Origin of the sequence: Nonomuraea sp. NPDC049714 (assembly GCF_044465295.1) — a bacterium.
In the GTDB taxonomy this organism is placed as follows: Bacteria; Actinomycetota; Actinomycetes; order Streptosporangiales; family Streptosporangiaceae; genus Nonomuraea.
Genome location: NZ_JBITLM010000007.1, coordinates 369,602 through 386,574 on the forward strand (window position 1 = coordinate 369,602; position 16,973 = coordinate 386,574).

16 protein-coding genes are annotated in these 16,973 nt (G+C 70.9%); 5 read left to right on the top strand and 11 right to left on the bottom strand.

Going from position 1 to position 16,973, the window contains the following annotated elements; genetic code table 11:
• Positions 1 to 49: 49 nt before the first annotated feature.
• Positions 50 to 547 (bottom strand): Lrp/AsnC family transcriptional regulator, encoded by a 498-nt coding sequence (locus ACIBQX_RS27920; RefSeq protein ID WP_397009494.1) that lies wholly within the window; start codon positions 545 to 547, stop codon positions 50 to 52.
• 93 nt (positions 548 to 640) lie between these two features.
• Here ACIBQX_RS27920 and ACIBQX_RS27925 point away from each other — a divergent pair, with 93 nt between their 5' ends.
• A complete protein-coding gene (locus ACIBQX_RS27925; protein ID WP_397009496.1) occupies positions 641 to 2,986 on the top strand; it encodes a GH1 family beta-glucosidase in 2,346 nt (781 codons plus the stop codon).
• Between the two features lie 66 nt (positions 2,987 to 3,052).
• Positions 3,053 to 4,237 (top strand): hypothetical protein, encoded by a 1,185-nt coding sequence (locus ACIBQX_RS27930; protein ID WP_397009498.1) that lies wholly within the window; start codon positions 3,053 to 3,055, stop codon positions 4,235 to 4,237.
• A gap of 10 nt (positions 4,238 to 4,247) precedes the next feature.
• Here ACIBQX_RS27930 and ACIBQX_RS27935 read toward each other — a convergent pair whose 3' ends face one another.
• The 5 genes from ACIBQX_RS27935 to ACIBQX_RS27955 form a co-directional block, all read right to left on the bottom strand.
• Positions 4,248 to 5,654: a glycoside hydrolase family 16 protein gene (locus ACIBQX_RS27935; RefSeq protein ID WP_397009500.1), complete on the bottom strand. Its 1,407-nt coding sequence runs from the start codon at positions 5,652 to 5,654 to the stop codon at positions 4,248 to 4,250.
• A gap of 154 nt (positions 5,655 to 5,808) precedes the next feature.
• Entirely contained in the window at positions 5,809 to 6,516 is a 708-nt protein-coding gene (locus tag ACIBQX_RS27940; protein WP_397009501.1) for a hypothetical protein, read from the bottom strand.
• Between the two features lie 10 nt (positions 6,517 to 6,526).
• The gene (locus ACIBQX_RS27945) at positions 6,527 to 7,543 is read right to left on the bottom strand and encodes a hypothetical protein (RefSeq protein WP_397009503.1); all 1,017 of its coding nucleotides are present in this window, start codon (positions 7,541 to 7,543) and stop codon (positions 6,527 to 6,529) included.
• Between the two features lie 146 nt (positions 7,544 to 7,689).
• Positions 7,690 to 8,409, bottom strand: a complete 720-nt coding sequence (locus tag ACIBQX_RS27950; protein ID WP_397009505.1) for a DUF5941 domain-containing protein — start codon at positions 8,407 to 8,409, stop codon at positions 7,690 to 7,692.
• Positions 8,406 to 9,944, bottom strand: a complete 1,539-nt coding sequence (locus ACIBQX_RS27955; protein ID WP_397009507.1) for a CDP-alcohol phosphatidyltransferase family protein — start codon at positions 9,942 to 9,944, stop codon at positions 8,406 to 8,408. The genes ACIBQX_RS27950 and ACIBQX_RS27955 overlap by 4 nt, the downstream gene beginning before the upstream one ends.
• 149 nt (positions 9,945 to 10,093) lie before the next feature.
• On the opposite strand from ACIBQX_RS27955, the gene recO reads away from it, so the two are divergent.
• Together recO and ACIBQX_RS27965 are read left to right on the top strand one after the other, a co-directional pair.
• Positions 10,094 to 10,828 carry a DNA repair protein RecO gene (gene recO / locus ACIBQX_RS27960; RefSeq protein WP_397009509.1) on the top strand — a complete coding sequence of 245 codons (735 nt, stop codon included), beginning with the start codon at positions 10,094 to 10,096 and terminating at the stop codon, positions 10,826 to 10,828.
• On the top strand, positions 10,825 to 11,598 hold the full coding sequence (locus ACIBQX_RS27965) for an isoprenyl transferase (protein WP_397009511.1): 774 nt from the start codon (positions 10,825 to 10,827) through the stop codon (positions 11,596 to 11,598). Before recO ends, ACIBQX_RS27965 begins: the two co-directional genes overlap by 4 nt.
• 801 nt (positions 11,599 to 12,399) lie before the next feature.
• Here ACIBQX_RS27965 and ACIBQX_RS27970 read toward each other — a convergent pair.
• Positions 12,400 to 12,948 carry a CGNR zinc finger domain-containing protein gene (locus ACIBQX_RS27970; RefSeq protein WP_397009513.1) on the bottom strand — a complete coding sequence of 183 codons (549 nt, stop codon included), beginning with the start codon at positions 12,946 to 12,948 and terminating at the stop codon, positions 12,400 to 12,402.
• 69 nt (positions 12,949 to 13,017) lie between these two features.
• Between ACIBQX_RS27970 and ACIBQX_RS27975 the strand changes: the two genes are divergently transcribed.
• Positions 13,018 to 13,935, top strand: coding sequence for a DMT family transporter (locus ACIBQX_RS27975; RefSeq protein ID WP_397009515.1), 918 nt, complete (start codon positions 13,018 to 13,020; stop codon positions 13,933 to 13,935).
• On the opposite strand, the gene ACIBQX_RS27980 is transcribed toward ACIBQX_RS27975, so the two are convergent.
• The 4 genes from ACIBQX_RS27980 to ACIBQX_RS27995 are packed head-to-tail and all read right to left on the bottom strand — an operon-like array spanning position 13,875 to position 16,871.
• Positions 13,875 to 14,264 carry a Fur family transcriptional regulator gene (locus ACIBQX_RS27980; RefSeq protein ID WP_397009517.1) on the bottom strand — a complete coding sequence of 130 codons (390 nt, stop codon included), beginning with the start codon at positions 14,262 to 14,264 and terminating at the stop codon, positions 13,875 to 13,877. The two genes, ACIBQX_RS27975 and ACIBQX_RS27980, sit on opposite strands and share 61 nt — an antisense overlap.
• Positions 14,261 to 15,133 (bottom strand): metal ABC transporter permease, encoded by an 873-nt coding sequence (locus ACIBQX_RS27985; RefSeq protein WP_397009519.1) that lies wholly within the window; start codon positions 15,131 to 15,133, stop codon positions 14,261 to 14,263. Before ACIBQX_RS27985 ends, ACIBQX_RS27980 begins: the two co-directional genes overlap by 4 nt.
• Positions 15,130 to 15,921 carry a metal ABC transporter ATP-binding protein gene (locus tag ACIBQX_RS27990; RefSeq protein ID WP_397009521.1) on the bottom strand — a complete coding sequence of 264 codons (792 nt, stop codon included), beginning with the start codon at positions 15,919 to 15,921 and terminating at the stop codon, positions 15,130 to 15,132. The genes ACIBQX_RS27985 and ACIBQX_RS27990 overlap by 4 nt, the downstream gene beginning before the upstream one ends.
• Positions 15,909 to 16,871 (bottom strand): metal ABC transporter substrate-binding protein, encoded by a 963-nt coding sequence (locus ACIBQX_RS27995; protein WP_397009523.1) that lies wholly within the window; start codon positions 16,869 to 16,871, stop codon positions 15,909 to 15,911. Before ACIBQX_RS27995 ends, ACIBQX_RS27990 begins: the two co-directional genes overlap by 13 nt.
• Between the last annotated feature and the right edge of the window lie 102 nt (positions 16,872 to 16,973).

The window sequence follows — 16,973 nt, forward strand, 5'->3', positions numbered from 1 at the left end:
CGCAGGTAAGTGGGCGGTATTGCGTGTAGGTGAGGTTTTGTTGCGAGTCTCAGCCGGCGACCGGCGATCCGTTGCGCGGCTCCGCCACGGCGCTTCCGGGAGCGCTCCCCGGAGGGCTGTCGACCAGCCTGGACAGCACGATCGAGCTCTTCGTCCGCACCACGAACGCCTCCGCCGCGATCCGCTCGATCACCCGCTCCACATGGCGTACGTCGGTCGCCCGGATGTGCAGCAGCGCGTCCGCCTCGCCGGTGATCGTGGCCGCGCCGACCACCTCGGGATAGCGGGCCACGGCCAGCGCGATGTCCGACGGCTTGGTCTTGCCCTGGCAGAACAGCTCGACGTACGCCTCGGTCGTCCAGCCGAGTGCCTGCGGCGCCACCCTGGCGCTGAAACCGGTGATCGCGCCGGTGACCCGCAGCCGGTCCACCCGCCGCTTGACGGCCGACGCGCTCAACCCCACCTGCTGGCCGATCTCGGCGTAGGTCGCACGGGCGTCGTCGACGAGCGCGGCGATGATGTCACGGTCCAACCGATCCAGTTCCACGCGCTCTGTATACAGCCTCGCCCGTGTGGCGCGCGACGATCGAACCACGGGAGACTGGGTGCTACGCAAACTGGCCGGAAGGTTGCCGAAGAGATGAGCAGAACGAAGTTCCCGGAAGACTTCGTGTGGGGTACGTCCACGTCCGCCTACCAGGTCGAGGGCGCCGGCACGGAGGACGGCCGAGGCCCTTCCATCTGGGACTCCTTCTCCGACTCCGCCGCGGCCTGCGACCATTACCACCGTTATCCCGAAGACGTCCGGCTGATGAAGGACCTGGGCGTGGGCGCCTACCGGTTCTCGGTGAGCTGGCCCAGGGTGCTGCCCGAGGGGATCGGCCGGGCCAACCCGGCGGGGCTGGGCTTCTACGACAAGCTGGTCGACGAGCTGCTGGGCGCGGGGATCAAGCCGTACGTGACCCTCTACCACTGGGACCTGCCCCAGGCGCTGGAGGATCGCGGCGGCTGGCCGGAGCGTGACACGGCGCACCGGTTCGCCGACTACGCGCAGGTGGTGCACGACCGGCTCGGCGACCGGGTGAGCACCTGGTTCACGCTGAACGAGCCGTGGGTGGCGGCGTTCATCGGCTACGCCGCCGGCATCCACGCACCCGGCAGGAAGTCGGCCGCCGACGCGTTCACCAGCGCGCACCACCTCCTGCTCGGGCACGGGCTGGCGGCCCGCGCGCTCCGCTCGGCCGGTGCCGCCGAGGTCGGCGTGGTGCTCAACTTCTCCCCGGTGCTGACCCCCGGCCAGGTGACCGACCCCGGCAGGCGGCTGTCGGAGGAGGACGCCGAGGCGGTGGACAGGATCGACCGGCTCATCCACGGCCAGTTCCTGGAGCCTGCGCTGCGCGGCCGCTATCCCGACGGCCTGCTGGAGGTCGTGGACCGGGCCGCCGGGCTCGCCCATGTCCGTGACGGGGACCTGGAGATCATCGCCCAGCCCATCGACCTGCTCGGCGTCAACTACTACGCGCCCTGTGTGGTCCAGGCCCAGCCGGGCGAGCCGGCCGACGCCGCCTACCCGGGCAGCGAGAACATCCTGTTCACCACCGTGCCGACCGCCGTGACCGCCATGGGCTGGCCCATCGTGCCGAACGCGCTGACACTGCTGCTGGACCGCCTCTCGCGGGAGTACCCGGACCTGAACCTCATGATCACCGAGAACGGGGCCGACTTCGCCGACACCGTGACCGGCGACGGCGTCCGCGACACCGACCGCATCAACTTCATCGAGGAGCACCTGCGCGCCCTGCTGACCTCCATCGAGGCGGGCGCCAAGGTGCGCGGCTACCTCGTCTGGTCACTGCTCGACTGCCACGAATGGGCCGACGGCTACCAGCGCAAGTTCGGCCTCGTGCACGTCGACTTCGCCACCCAGCGGCGGCTCATGAAGGACAGCGCCCATTGGTACCGCGCCGTCATCAAGCGCGGCGGGCTCGGCGACGACCGGCTCAAGCGGCCCACGCTGGAGACCGTGGCCGCGCGCGCCGGCGTCTCCAGGGCCACCGTGTCACGCGTGGTCAACGGCGAGCTGTCGGTCAGCGCCGAGGTGCGCGCGAGGGTGATGCTGGCCGTCAAGGAGCTCGGCTACGTGCCCAACGCGGCCGCCCGGAGCCTGGTCACCCGCCGCACCGACACGGTCGCGCTGGTCCTGTCCGTCCCCGGGCAGCGCGGCGACGCCCTCACCGCCGCCGTCGTCCAGTACGTCACCAGCGTGCTCGAAAGCGCGGGCAAGCGGATCACCCTCATGCTCTCCGACACCGCCGAGAGCCACCGGCGCATCCTCCAGCACGTGGAGGCCGGGCTGGTGGACGGGGTGATCCTGCTGCCGGCGGACGACGCCGACCCGCTGACCGAGCGGCTGGCCCGCACCGACGCGCCCGTCGTGCTGCTCGGCAAGCCCGCCATCACCTCGCTCGTCCCGTACGTGGACGTGGACAACGTGGCGGGGGCCGCCGCCGCGACCGAGCACCTGCTGCGCCAGGGACGCCGGCACATCGGCATGGTCTGCGGCCCCACCCATCTGATCGCCGTCCAGGACCGGCTCACCGGCCACCGCGAGGCCCTCCAGCGGGAGGGCCTGCGGCCGCACCTGGCCCTCGCCGGCCACGAAGGGGAGACGGCCGTGGCGGCGACCGGGCGGCTCGTGCATGACGTGGACCACCTGGACGCGATCTTCGCCAGCAGCGACGAGCTGGCCGCCGGCGTGCTGCGGGCGGTGGCGGGGATGGGGCTGCGGGTGCCGGCCGACCTGGCGGTCGTCGGCTTCGGCGACGTGGCCGCCGCCTCCTGGACCGACCCCGCGCTGACCACCGTAGGAGTCCCCGTCGCGGGGCAGGCGAAGGCGCTGGCCAGGCTGCTGCTGTCCCGGCTGGAAGGCAGGCCGACCACGTCCGTCGTGCTGCCCACGAGCCTGGTGGTCCGGGACAGCGGATGAGCGCGGGACCTCGCGGCGGGCGGCCTGGCGGCTAGCATCGAAGGACAGCCCTTCGCTGGAGGCCAGATGCCCCTCTTCCGCCGGCACAAGGACGAACCCACCGATCCCGGGCAGATCGCCCGCATCGCGCCCGCCGTGGCGTACGACGGCGACCTCTATCACCTGCCCGACTGGGCGGCCCGCCGCCGCGAGGAGCGCGAGCTGGGCCGCGGGCACGCCGCCGACGGTCAGATCGACACGTTGACCCTGCAGACCGGCAGCGTGCCGCGCTTCCATGAGCTGGAGGACGAGCGGCTGGGCGAGCTGGCCCGGATCGAGGACCTCACCGAGCGGGAGATCCAGCAGGCGCGGGCCGCCTTCGAGGCCCAGAAGATCAAGCTGGCCGAGTCGCAGCGCGCCTTCACCGACGCCCGCGCGGCTTTGGACGACACCCGGCCACGGGTCGCCGAGCTGGAGCAGCCCAGCAGACGCCCCGGCGACGGCCGCCCCAGCTCGATCGCGCTGTCCGGCAGCCGCTGGCCCACCGTGCGCCGCTGGCTGCCCGCCGCCCTGCTGCTGCTCCTGCTGCTGATCGTCGAGGTGCCGATCCTCTATCAGGTGATCCTCAGCTGGGGCGACAGCGTCGCGATGACCGCGCTGCTCGCCGCCGGCACGGCCCTCATCATGCTGGTCGCGCCGCACCTGTACGGCAGGACGTTCCGGTCCTGGCAGGAGCACGGCAGCTCGGCGCGCGGGCGCTGGCTGCTGGCCGGCGTGGCACTGGTCTGGCTGGGGCTCATCGTCGCCGTCGCCGTGCTCCGCCGGGACGCCCTCGTCAGGCCGCTGGTCGTGGACGGGCAGGAGATCGGGCCCACCTCCGAGGGGGTCGGGCAGCTGCCCACGATGATCCTCCTGCTGGCCCTGCTCATCGCCACCGCGCTGATCGCGGCGGACCTCGGCCGCCGGATGCACAACCCCAACGACCGCAGGCTGCGCGAGCTGCGTGCCAAGCGGGACGCCGAGGCGCGGACCCACGCCGCCGCCCAGGCCGCCTACCAGCAGGACGCCGGTCACGCCGAGAGCATCGCCCAGTACCTGCAGTCCGCCGACCGGCGCCGGGCAGGCCGGATGCGGCAGCTCGACAGCGGCTTCGACAGCTTGGCCACGGCGTACCTCGGCGGTGTGGTGGAGGGGCTGCGTGATCCGGAGGCCGCGAGCTGGGCCGAGCGGATCGTGGCCAGGCGCCGCGACGCGGATGCGCGCGGCGCCTGACCTGGTGGAGCTAGGTGGTGGAGAAGGTGAACCAGTTGACGTTGACGAAGTCGGCCGGCTGGCCGCTGCTGAACGTCAGGTAGACCGTGTGCGTGCCGGTCACCGGCGACATGTTCGCCGGGACCGTCCGCCAGGACTGCCAGCCGCCCGTGTTCGCCAGCGCGAACTCGGCGACCGGTGGCGCGGTCGGGCTGTCGAGCCTTACCTGCACGAGCCCGCTCACCCCGGCGGCCGCCCCGGACGCCACCCTGGCCTTGAACTGGGTGGCGGCCTGGCCGCCGAAGTTCACGCCGTCGAAGCGGAGCCAGTCGCCGTTGGCGATGGCGCCGACGTTCCGGCCGCCGTCGGTGTCCGTGGTGTTCTCCGTGAAGGTGCCCTGCTGGGCCTGGTGGTTCTCGGCCTGGATGCGTGACCGGGCGTCCACGTTGCCGGGCTCGGGATCAGGATCGGGATCGGGATTGCCGGTGCCGCTCTGCCACACGGCCACGTAGTCGACCACCATCGGGTGTCCCGGCACGGTGGCCGCCGTCGGCGTGCTGCTGCCGGCGACGCCGTTCGGGAACGCGCCGCCCATGGCGACGTTGAGCAGCAGGAAGTAGCCGGCGTGGCCGGTCATGTTGTTCCAGGTGGCCGCGTCGAACCGCGACTGGCTCACGCTGTGGAACTGCTGGCCGTCCACGTACCAGCGCAGTTGGTTGGGACTGACGCTGCGGTCCCACTCGAAGCGGTAGGTGTGGAAGGAGGACTGGCAGGTCGAGCCGGGGCAGGCGCGGCTGGCGCCGAGGCCGTTGAACTCGTCGCACGGGCCGGCCGGGGCGACGCCGCAGTGCAGCACGGCCCACACCGAGTTGATGCCGTTGACGTTCTCCATGATGTCGAACTCGCCGATGCCGGGCCAGTTCCAGTAGTTGCCCCGGTAGGGGGAGCCGAGGGCCCAGAACGCCGGCCAGTAGCCGGAGGCGGCGGCGCCGGTGACGTTCGGCATCTGGATGCGGCCCTCGATGCGCAGGATGCGGCCGTCGGCGGGTTTGAAGTCGCTGCGCCTGGTCTCGACGCGCGCCGACGTCCACTCGCCCGAGGAGCTGCGCCGCGGCGTGATGCGCAGGTTGCCGGAGCCGTCGAGGCCCAGGTTGGTGGAGTTGGCGGTGTAGTTCTGGATCTCACCGGTGCCCCAGTTGTCGGGGCCGCCCGGGTAGTTGTGGCCGGTGTCGACGATCCAGTTGGCCGAGGATGGGGGTGAGCCCGCCGGGCCGTTGAAGTCGTCGGCCCAGACCTGGGACCAGCCTGAGGGGGTGGCCGGGACGTCGGCGGCCGCGCTCACGGCGCCGTGGACGAGGAGGCCGCTGAGCGTGACCACCGCCGCTGCCATCGCCGCGAGCCGCCTGCGGCCCGCCGTTCCTAAGGGTCGTAATGTCATCGCTGCTCCTGGGGGTGCGGAGGCGGAAGCGCGAGAGAGAGCGCTCTCTCACGAACGTAAACACATCGGTTAACGCGTTGTCAACGATCCGCACGGCGGGGTTGACCGTGGCGTGAAGGCCATGCGCTGCCGATGGGAGAGCGCTCTCAGTTGCTCACAGCAGGTCCACGGAGGTCGCTCCCGCCCCCTCCAGCGCCTCCCGCCAGAACGCCTCCAGCAGCGGGAACCGGTCCGGGCTCGACGTCTTCTCCCGCAGGAACCCGTGCACCGTCACGGCATAGCCGGTCAGATCGGGCAGCAGGCGGGCGTCCAGCAACTCCTTGACCTTCTGCTGTCTGGCCACCTCGCCCAGGTCCAGCTTGCCCAGGTCCAGCTCGCCCCGGTTGTTGATCAGGTCGCTGAACACGATGATCTGGTGCGCCTTGTCGGGCTGCCGCCGCGCGTCGGCCTGCTTCACCACATATCGCAGCGCGCCCAGCACATCCGACCCCTGGCCCTCGGCCGGGCAGTCGAACAGCTTCACCGCACGCGGCAGCACCTCGGTGCTGCGATGCTCGCGCACCCGCTCCTCGACGACCGGGTTCGCGTTCGGGTTCTCGGCCTTGGTGGCGGCGATGGCCACCGGGTCCTGGCGGCACGAACTGCTCTCCGAGCTGCCCGTCACGGCCGCGAAGCCGACCCAGTCGCACCCCTCGGCGAACGCCGGCAACTTCGAGGCGACGTCCTTCCTCGACGTGTCCGGATCGGCGTACGAAGTGGAGTCCACCACCACCCCGCACACCGCCCTCGCGTCCGTCCCGCACCCGGCCACGCCCACCGCGACCAGCACCACCACAGCGCCGGCCGCCACCCCACGCCGCACTCTTCGCCCGCTACTCAAGCCCACCGCCGCCTCCCCCGAACCCCTGCCTCCTACGCCCGTCACCTTCCACGGGCCCGCCACCGCTGTGGTCCTTCGCGAGGCCTTGACCCTCTTCTCCGCTCTCGCCAGGGCCTTGCAGTATGTCCTGCTCGATCGCCGGCACAGGCGTCGCCGACGGGCGTCGTGGGGCGAGGGAGAGGCGCGTGCCGGACCGCACGGCCGGCTCTCGGGGCAGGACCTCGGCGTGCCACACCTCGATGCGCTCCTCGACCTCGTGCAGGATGCGGCCCATCTCCTCCCGGCCGGAGACGCCCGCCGGGGTGTCGCCGGTGGAGTTCATCGCGACGACCTCGCCCTTCCACAGCGACGGGACCTCCTCCCGGCGCGGGTGCGAGCGCAGCACGCCGCTCCGGTAGGCGGCGATGAGCAGCTCGGCCCGGGCGTGCAGACCCTCCACGGCGTGGTCGCGCTCGATCAGGGCGCTCTCCCACTCCTGGGCGAGCCGCTCCAGGTGCGCGCGAGCCTGTAGCACGGTCTCACCGGCCTGCTTCAACTCCTGCCGCCGCCGCGCCTCCGCCCGCCGCCACCGGGCCTCGGCGATGGAGATGAACGGATCCGCCCCGCCCTCGGCATCGGCCGGCGGCGCTTCGGGAGCCGGGTGAGAGGCACGTCCGGGCTCGTGGTGCGGGCCGGGGCCGGAGGGGGAGGCGTCAGGGCCGGAAGGGGGGTGGCCGTTGGTGTGGGGGTCGGGGTGTAAGTCGGGTCTGCTCAGCTCGCGCATGATCGTCTGCTGGGCCCCCAGGGCTCGCTCCAGCAGGGCGGTGCGCCTGGCCGCCAGTTCTCTGTCGACCTCGGTGATCCGCTCCCGAGCCCGGGCGCGTACCTCCGTGACGTACGCGGGCTGATGGTCAGGATCGGTGAACTCGTTCAGCGGGTGCCGGCGCGCATCCCGCATGCCCTGCTTGCGCGCTTCCTCCCGCTCTGTCAGCAGATCGCTCCGCCTGAACAGCCGTGACAAGAACGCCATCCGCGTCTCCCGGCTCCGGGTGCCCTGGATTCCCAGACTAATCGGTCACATCCGGCCCCAAGCAGATGCCGCAGCCCGGAAAACGCGCGAAGCCGGCCGCCCCGGAAGGCGGCCGGCCACGTGCGTGAAGGGGGAGTCGGGAGAGCCTAGGCCTTCTCGGCCTCGCCCGTGGCCTGCTCCATGACCTCTTCCGGAGAGGCCTCCAGGTCCTGCTCGGCGTCCGCGCCGGCCTGCGCCGACGCCTTGTCGAGACGGACCCAGCTCGTCACGCTCTCCACCGCGAACAGCACGAACAGGTAGGCCGTCAGCACCGCCAGCACCGGCGTGAGCCAGCCCAGCGCGGCGCCCAGGCCGATGATGAGCAGCCGGAGCTCCCAGCCGAGGCCGGCGTGGAAGACCCAGGCCGGCGGCCAGATGCTCTGCCTGGTGCGGTAGACGGTGTCGTAGGTGTGGTAGCCGACGACGTACACCAGCACGAACAGCAGCCACTTGGGCGCGTCGGCCGCCAGGCCGATCACGATCATGGTGAGGAACTCGGCCGCGCGCAGCATCGGCGGCGTGAGCCAGTCGAGCCGGCCGAGGTGGTGGCGCGGCGCGGTGGGCAGCACCAGCAGCACCACGATCAGCGGCGGGACGAGCAGCATCGGGCCCGGGGTGAGCAGCCCGGTGGCGCTGACCGCGATGACGGCCAGCAGGGCCGCCAGCGTGGCGGGAACGGGGGGAAGGCCTTTGCCCAGCTTGCCGGCCACCGCGTGGACGAGCGGGCCGTCGTCGCGGTAGGCGAGCAGGCGGGCGGTCTGGACGCGCCGGCGCTCCTCGTCGGGGTCCGGCGTGGGGCCTGCGGCGGCCTGCGGTTGGGTGATCATGCGAGCGACCTCATGAGGCGTCCGGTCAGGGTGTATGTGGCGGCGACGGTGCCCCAGATCACCAGCGTGAGGAAGGTAATGCGGGCGTCGAAGAGGGCGGCGGTGATCGCGATGGCCGCGAACCGCTCGCCGATGGGGAACACGATCATCTTACGGGCCCAGTGGACGGCACGGTACTTGCCGGCCTTGGACCACATCTTCAGCAGACCGCGGATGCCCTGCTTGCGCTCCTCCTTACGGGCCACCAGGGCTCTGCGCAGGTCCCGGTCGTCGGGCGCGCTGAGCGGCAGCGTCGGCAGCTGCGCGGGCGCCTTGCTGCGGCGGTTGGAGATGCCGAAGGAGAAGTCGAGCAGGTGGCGTACGGACTGCAGGCCGATGGCCGCCAGCGCGAGGATCCAGATGTCGTCGCTGTTGCCCGAGACCACCCAGCCGATGGACAGACCGGCGAAGACGACGTACTCCTTGAACCGGTCGAACGTGGCGTCCAGCCACGCGCCCAGCACCCCGAACTTGCGGGCGTAACGGGCGACCTGGCCGTCGACGCAGTCGAAGACGAAGGCGAAGTAGATCAGCACCCCGCCCGCGATCATCCCGGGCCGGTCGCCGGTCGCGAAGCAGGCGGCGGCGGCGACGCCGAGCGCGATCGAGATCAACGTCACCTGGTTGGGCGTCAGGCCGCGCCTGGCCGCCCAGCGGGCGATGAAGCGGGAGTAGGTGGAGACGAAGTAGGTGGTGAAGAAGCCGTCGGCGCCCTTGACCGCGTGGTTGAGCCTGGCGCGGTCCTCGTTCATGCCGGACATCTCGGTGCCGGCCTCGTTGGCCTCCTCCTGGGTGGTGACCCGGCGGAAGAACAGGTCGCGGCGGCCTCGGATGCCGACCGACACGCCCTTGCGGACCAGGCCGAAGGCGATGAGCTGCACCAGGTCGTCGCTCTCGCCGAACGTGTCGGCCATGTCGGCCAGTTCGCGGCAGGTCTCGGCCAGCACGGGGGCGTTGCGTGTGCTGATCTGCATCGGCCCGAGCAGCACGGCGTTGGGCCTGGTCACCTTGTGGGTGGCAGTGCCGATGGACACCACCCGGGACTTGCCGATGCGGGCGCGGACGGGCAGGCCCTCGACCCGGCTCATGCCGATCTCGGGGTCGGCCTCGTCGATCGGGACGGTCTCGGGGACCTCTTGCTCTCCGGTCATCTGGCCGGCCGCCTCGTCGGCCGCCTCCTGACGCGGCTCCTTGGCGACGAGCACCAGCGCACCGCGCTTGGTCTTGTTGATCTGGTAGATCAGCTCGTCGTGGACGACCGAGTTGTCAGGAATGATGAACAGGTTCTCCGTCGCGGCGTCCGCGACTTCGGCCAGGGCGCGCAGGGCGGCGGCCACGTCGCCGGTTTCGATCGTGGCGGGCCGCGGGTCCATCGTGAGGACCTGGCTGCGCAGTCGCTCGACGACGGTGGGATTGCCGGGAAGTGCGGCGAGCCTCAAGCCGGTCGGAGCGGTGTCGGGGCCGGGCGAAGAGCCCAGCAGGACCACGCGGGTCATGACTCCCTTTCGAGGCGGTAACGGGGGGTTGAACAACTGGCGATGGGGGACAGGCGTCAAAGTCTAGTGAGGGTTGCGGAAAGTCGCGTCACACCACAAGGGGTGTTGCACGAACTTTCTCCACTTTGGTACGGCCGTAGGATGGCCTGGTGAGTCTCTACCGGGATGAGGGCGTGGTCTTGCGCACCCAAAAGCTGGGCGAGGCCGATCGCATCATCACCGTCCTGGCCAAGCGCACGGGCAAGGTGCGGGCCGTCGCCAAGGGCGTACGCCGCACCACCTCGCGCTTCGGTGCCCGGCTGGAGCCGTTCACCCATGTGGACGTGCAGTTTCACACGGGCCGCTCGCTCGACATCGTCACCCAGGCCGAGACGATCAGACCCTATGGCGAGGCGCTGGCGGCCGACTATCCCCGCTACACCGCGGGCACCGCGATGCTCGAAACCGCGGACCGGCTCACCCATGGCGAGAAGGAGCCCGCGCTGCGGCAGTTCCTGCTGCTGGTGGGCGGACTGCGCACGCTGGCGGACGGCGTGCACGAGTCGAGATTGGTGCTCGACGCCTATTTCCTGCGCTCACTGGCCGTCGCCGGTTATGCTCCGGCGCTGGAGGTCTGTGCCCGATGCCAGGCTCCGGCCATCAGGGCGTTCGCCATCGTGGCGGGCGGCGTGGTGTGCGGCGCGTGCAAGCCCGCCGGCTCGGCAGTGCCGGCGGGGGAGACGATCGGGCTCATGACGGCGCTGCTGCGCGGTGACTGGGCTTCCGCCGACGCCTCGGAGCCGCGCCACCGCAGTGAGTGCAGCGGCCTCGTGGCGGCCTACCTGCAGTGGCATCTGGAGCACGGCATTCGCTCGCTTCGACACGTGGAAAGAGAGCCGGTTTGAACGTCCGCCCGCCGTCACCCCACCCCTCGGGTGCGACGCCGCCGCCGATCCCGCGCGACCTGGTGCCGCGGCACGTGGCCATCGTCATGGACGGCAACGGCCGCTGGGCCAAGGCCCGCGGGCTGCCGCGCACCGAGGGGCACAAAGCGGGCGAGGCCTCGCTGTTCGACGTCATCGAGGGCGCGCTGGAGCTGGGCGTCCCCTACCTGAGCGCGTACGCCTTCTCGACGGAGAACTGGAAGCGCTCGCCCGACGAGGTCCGCTTCCTGATGGGCTTCAACCGCGACGTGATCCGGCGCCGCCGCGACGAGCTCCACGCCATGGGCGTGCGGGTGCGCTGGGCGGGCAAGCCGGGGCGGCTGTGGAAGAGCGTCATCTCCGAGCTGCAGACGGCCGAGGAGATGACCGAGCACAACCACAAGCTGACGCTGCAGTTCTGCGTCAACTACGGTGGCCAGGCCGAGATCGTCCAGGCGGCGGTCAGGCTGGCCGAGGACATCGGGGCCGGCCGCGTCAGGCCGTCGAAGGTGAACGAGAAGGTCTTCGCCCGCTACCTCGACGAGCCGGACATCCCGGAGGTGGACCTGTTCGTCCGGTCCTCCGGCGAGCAGCGCTTCTCCAACTTCCTGCTGTGGCAGTCGGCCTACGCCGAGATGGTGTTCCTGGACCGGCTCTGGCCCGACTTCGACCGGCGGGACCTGTGGCAGGCGTGCGAGACCTACGCCAAGCGCGACCGACGCTACGGCGGAGCGCTGCCCAATCAGGTCTAAGCGCCTCCTGGCGGCCCTCGAGCCGGCCGACGCCGAGGTCGTCACGTGAGCGCGGGAAGCTCGGATCGGTCACGGATCGCTCAGTTGGGAAGCAACGTGAAGGCAGCCGTGTGAATCGGTCGCACCACGCTGAAATCTCGGGTATCAAGCGTCATGATCTCAGTCAGATGCATCCGCTCCGCCACTGCCACCACAGACGCGTCTGCCGAGCCCAACGGGAGCGCGTCGTCCCCGAACATTGCCGCAACGATGGGGTCGGCATCTATGCCTAGGCCCCATACCCCTCGTGAAGTATCTCTTCCGTTCGCCGGGCTCCATCACTCCGCCCGGCCTGAGAGGCACCGAACGCCGTGGGTAGATCGTGGGTGTCCAGTTCAACTGATTGATCATTGGTGTGCACCAACTGCAGAACGCGGACACGCGCTTCACGAACCTGGTCCGGCGCCAGTCGATCGACAAGCCGGTGCAGGTCTTCGTACTCCTCAGCTGCGGCAGTCATGAGGCTAAGTCCACGTAAGTGTCCGCACTTGCCCCAGCTTAATCGGCTGCTTGAAGAAGAAGTTCAATCTCTGCGGTGGCCGCCATGACGGAGCCGGCGGTATACGCAAGTCATGCGGTGAATCAGCACCCAGGCGTCGACCTTCGGCGTCGATGTGGCCATGCGTGCGTCCTCTCATGGGCCTGCCACCGGGGGTGTGGGGGCCGGGAGGCCCCTGCCTTTGGGTTCGGGGCGGGAGCCCCGATCGGGACGTCCGAAGGGCCGTGCTTGTGGGGCGGGGGAACGGAAGGTGAAGGCCCCTGTCAGGCGCGGCGGCGGGCCCTGTAGGCGGCCACGTGCATGCGGTTGCCGCAGGTGCGGCTGTCGCAGTAGACGCGCGAGCGGTTGCGGGACTCGTCGACGAAGACGTTTTCGCAGTCGGGGGCCGCGCAGGTGCGCAGCCGCTGCCACTCGTCCTCGACCAGCAGGTGTGCCAGCGCCACCCCGCAGTCCGCCGCCAGGTGCTCGGCGAGGGTGGCGTCGGGGGCGAAGTAGTGGACGTGCAGAGGGTGGCCGTCGTGCTCGGTCAGCCGGGGGGTGATCCGGGTCTCCGACAGCAATGAGTTGAGGATGCGCACGGCGGTGGGTTGGTCGGGGGCGGTGAAAACCCGGTGGAAGGCTTCGCGTACCATCCGAACTTGACCGAGGTCGCGGGCGGTGAGCGTGGTGATGCCGCTGACCTGTCGCGATTCGACGAAGGACTGCAGCTCGGCCAGGCTCACCAGGTCGTCGTCGCCGCCGGTGGACGGCGAGGTGTTGATGAGCTCGACGACGGTGGCCAGTGCATGCACCATGTCATGGCCAAACGCCATATTGACTCCTGTCGGGGCTGGTTCTAGCGTGGTCAAGCGTATCTCCCCTGCGGGGGAGCAGGGGGGCTCGTGAGTGCACATCGCCGTATCGTGCTGGTCGCGGTCGCCGGTGCTCTGATCATTTCCACGTCCGCGCCCCTGGTGCGGATGGCCGAGGTCTCGCCGGCCACCTCCGCGCTGTACCGGTGCGCCTACGCGGTGCCGCCGATGCTGGTGCTGGCCTGGCTGGAGCGCCGCAGGCTCGGGCCGCTGCCCGGCAAGGCGCGCAACCTGGCCTGGCTGGCCGGTCTGCTGTTCGCGCTCGACCTGCTGTTCTGGCACCACTCGATCGACTACGTGGGCGCGGGCCTGGCGACCGTGCTGGGCAACTTGCAGGTGTTCATCGTGGCGTTCGCCGCCTGGGCGGTGTTCCATGAGCGGCCGTCGAACCGGCTCATGCTCGCCACCCCGGTGGTGTTCGCCGGCGTGGTGCTGATCTCCGGCGTCTTCGACAGCGCGGCGTACGGCGCGAACCCGGCACTCGGCGTGCTCACCGGCGTCGCCACCTCGATCGCCTACGCCGGGTTCATGCTGCTGTTGAAGGCCGGGGCGGGGCGCGCGGTGGGGCCGATCGCGCACGCCACCGCGGTCGCCACCCTGGCGATCGCGGCGCTCAGCCCGTTGTTCGGCGGCGCGGACTTCGCGCCGGTCTGGCCCGCGCACGGCTGGCTGCTGCTGCTCGCGCTCGGGCCGCAAGTGCTCGGCTGGTCGCTGATCGCCTACTCGCTGCCCCGGCAGCCCGCGGCGCTGACCGCCCTGCTCCTGCTCGTCCAGCCGATGACGACGGTGGCTCTGTCGGCGGCGCTGCTCGACGAGCGCCCGTCGGTGGCGCAACTCGCCGGCTGCGCGGTGATCGTCGCGGGCGTGCTGTGGGGCTCGCGGCGGCCTCAACCGGCCAGCGACGTCTTGGAGCAGGACGCGCAGGTGCCGAAGACCTCGACCGTGTGAGTGATCTCGGTGAAGCCGTGCTCGGTGCCGACCGTCTCGGCCCAGCGCTCGACGGCGGGGCCCTCCACCTCGACGGTCCGGCCGCAGCGGCGGCAGACGAGGTGGTGGTGGTGCTCGCCGGTGGCGCAGGCGCGGTAGACCGACTCGCCGTCGTCGGTGCGCAGCACGTCGACGTGGCCGCCGTCGGCCAGCGCCTGGAGCGCGCGGTAGACGGTGGTCAGGCCGATCTTGGCGCCGTGCTGGCGCATCTCGGCGTAGACGTCCTGAGCGCTGCGGAAGCCCGCGCTCTGCCGGAGGGTGTCATGGACGGCATCGCGTCTTGTGGTCATGCGACCTCCTTGACGCTCATGCCGCGTCGCTCGCTCACTGTGGACTCCTGGGATCGGCTTCGACGTACGAACTTACCGACACCGAGGGCCAGGACGAAGCCGAGCAGAGCAAGAAGCACGATGGCGGCGCCCGGCGCCACCTTGGCGGACTGGGACGAAACGAGCAGTCCCCCCACGGCGGCGATCACGCCGAACAGCATGGCCAGCAGCATAGTCGAGCGGAAGCCTCTGGTGAGCTGCTGACTGGTGGCCACCGGGATCACCATCAGCGCGCTGACCAGAAGCAAGCCGACCACGCGCATGGCGATGACCACGGTGAGCGCGGCCGTGACGGCGATGAGCAGGCTGAGGAAGCGCACCGGCAGGCCGCTGGCCTTGGCCATCTCCTCGTCCTGGCAGAGCACGAACAGCTCCCTGCCGAAGATCCCGACCACCAGGAGCACCGCGACGGCCAGTCCGCCGATGATCCAGATGTCCAGCCTGGTGACGCTGGCGATCGCGCCGAACAGGTAGGCGTTGAGCTTGGCGTTGCTGCCGCCGGGCGCGATGCCCATGAGCATGACGCCGCCCGCGATGCCGCCGTAGAACAGCAGCGCCAGCGCGACGTCACCGCTGGTGCGGCCGCGCGCCCTGACCACCTCGATGGCGACGGCGCCGGCGATGGCGACCGCGACGGCGGTGAGCACGGGGGCGGTGCCGGTCAGGAAGCCGAGCGCGACGCCGGTCAGCGCCACGTGCCCGATGCCGTCGCCGAGCAGAGCCAGCTTGCGCTGCACGATGAAGGTCCCCACGGCGGGCGCGCAGAGCCCCACCAGCAGCGCGGCGATCAGCGCGAGCTGGAAGAATTCCCTGCCGAGCAAGTCGATCATGCTTCTCCCTGCCAGCCTTGCAGCGGCCCGGCCGCGGCGGTGACCTCGGGGGCATGCGGGTGCACGTGCTCGTGCCCCGGTCTGGCGCACTCGCCTTCTGGTTGTGGTGGCGGCCCGTCGTGCGCGATGAGGCCCTCCCTGACCACGACGCCGCGGGTGATGAGCGGCTCCAGCGGGCCGAGCTCGTGCGCCACCAGCACGATGGTCTTGCCGTCGGCCACCAGCGTGGCCAGGGTGTCGGCGAGCATCTGCTGGGTGGCGGCGTCGACGCCGGCCGTGGGCTCGTCCATCACGTACGTGTCGGGCCGGCCGGCCAGCGCGCGGGCGATCAGCACCCGCTGCTGCTGGCCTCCGGACAGCGACTGCACCGGGTCGGCCGCCCTGCTGGACAGGCCGACGGCGTCCAGCGCGTCCGCCACCGCCTCGCGGTCGGCGGCGCCGGTGAGGCGGAGCCTCCGTTGCCGGGCGATGCGCCCGGAGGTGACGACCTCGGAGACGGTGGCGGGCACGCCGCCGCCCACCGCCAGGCGCTGCGGCACGTAGCCGATGCGCCACCAGTGCCGGAACTTCGCGGGCGGGGTGCCGTACAGGAGGGTCTGGCCGCCGGACAGGGGCGTGAGGCCGAGCAGGGCGCGGATCAGGGTGGATTTGCCGGAGCCGTTGGCGCCCATGATGGCGACGACCTCGCCGGGGTGGACGGTCAGGTCGACGCCACGCAGGATGGACCGCCGGTCGAGTGTCACCCGTCCGGCGGTCATCATGAAGGCGCGTTCGCTCATGGAGTGCATCCCAGGGAAGTCCGCAATGTCTGAAGATTGTCGCGCATGGCGGAAAGGTAGTCCCCACTGGGCTTGCTCTCCAGAGGGTCGAGCACCGCCGTCTTCGCGCCCGCCTCGGCGGCGAGCACCTCGGCGACCTTGGGGCTGACCAGGGCCTCGGTGAAGACGGTGGTCACCTTCTCGGCCTTGGCCAGCTTGGCGACCTCGGCGATGCGGGCGGGGGAGGGCTCGGTCTCCGGGTCGAGCGTGATGCCGACCTGCTTGAGCTGATAGCGGTCGGCCAGATAGCCGAACGCCTCGTGCGCGGTGATCATGGTCTTGGTGGAGCAGGCGGTCAGGCCCTTGGTGAACTCCTGGTCCAGGGTGGTGAGGGAGGCCGCGGTCTTGGCGGCGCGGTCCTTGTAGCCCTGCGCGTGCGCCGGGTCGGCGGTGGCCAGGCGCTCGCCCAGCTTGGTGGCGACGGTGGCGAAGCGGGAGGGGTCGAGCCAGATGTGCGGGTCGTAGGAGACCTCGTGCTCGTGGCCGGCCTCTTCCTCCGCCGCGTGCTCCTCCGCCGCGTGCTCCTCCTCGGCGTGCTCCTCCTCCGCGTGCTCACCGGCGGGGATCGTGGTGACGGCGGTGGCGGCGTCGAAGCTGCGGTCGGCGGCGACCGCCTCGTCCACGGCGGGCTGCACGCCCTTGATGTAGACGGTCAGCGTGGCGTCCTCAAGGTCGGCCACCTGCTGCGCGCCGAGCTCCAGGTCGTGCGGCTCGACGCCGGCGGCGGTCAGGCTCTGCACGGTGATGTCGGGACCGCCGACCTGCTCGGTCACCCACTGCAGCGGATAGAAGGCCGCGAGCACCTCGGGCTTGTCCACAGGGGCGGTGGCGGTCGTCGTGGAGCCGCACGCGGTGGCGGTGAGCACCATGGCGCCCGTGAGCATACCGACCGCACGCAGGCGGGAATGTCCTGACATCATGTGAGTCAGTATGCCGCAGAATGAAAATGGTTGTCAAAATCGTGGGTTGTTGGGATGCCGGACGGCGGCGCTGGGGGCCCGGCCTACGCCGTACGGCATCCC

What these genes read in the sequence shown, in the direction of transcription:
- ACIBQX_RS27930 (WP_397009498.1), top strand. Translation starts at nt 3,053, where the DNA reads ATGCCCCTCTTCCGCCGGCACAAGGACGAACCCACCGATCCCGGGCAG.
- ACIBQX_RS27945 (WP_397009503.1), bottom strand. Translation starts at nt 7,543, where the DNA reads ATGGCGTTCTTGTCACGGCTGTTCAGGCGGAGCGATCTGCTGACAGAG.
- ACIBQX_RS27980 (WP_397009517.1), bottom strand. Translation starts at nt 14,264, where the DNA reads ATGACCACAAGACGCGATGCCGTCCATGACACCCTCCGGCAGAGCGCG.
- ACIBQX_RS27935 (WP_397009500.1), bottom strand. Translation starts at nt 5,654, where the DNA reads ATGACATTACGACCCTTAGGAACGGCGGGCCGCAGGCGGCTCGCGGCG.
- ACIBQX_RS27955 (WP_397009507.1), bottom strand. Translation starts at nt 9,944, where the DNA reads ATGACCCGCGTGGTCCTGCTGGGCTCTTCGCCCGGCCCCGACACCGCT.
- ACIBQX_RS27970 (WP_397009513.1), bottom strand. Translation starts at nt 12,948, where the DNA reads ATGGCGTTTGGCCATGACATGGTGCATGCACTGGCCACCGTCGTCGAG.
- ACIBQX_RS27990 (WP_397009521.1), bottom strand. Translation starts at nt 15,921, where the DNA reads ATGCACTCCATGAGCGAACGCGCCTTCATGATGACCGCCGGACGGGTG.
- ACIBQX_RS27925 (WP_397009496.1), top strand. Translation starts at nt 641, where the DNA reads ATGAGCAGAACGAAGTTCCCGGAAGACTTCGTGTGGGGTACGTCCACG.
- ACIBQX_RS27950 (WP_397009505.1), bottom strand. Translation starts at nt 8,409, where the DNA reads ATGATCACCCAACCGCAGGCCGCCGCAGGCCCCACGCCGGACCCCGAC.
- ACIBQX_RS27995 (WP_397009523.1), bottom strand. Translation starts at nt 16,871, where the DNA reads ATGATGTCAGGACATTCCCGCCTGCGTGCGGTCGGTATGCTCACGGGC.
- ACIBQX_RS27985 (WP_397009519.1), bottom strand. Translation starts at nt 15,133, where the DNA reads ATGATCGACTTGCTCGGCAGGGAATTCTTCCAGCTCGCGCTGATCGCC.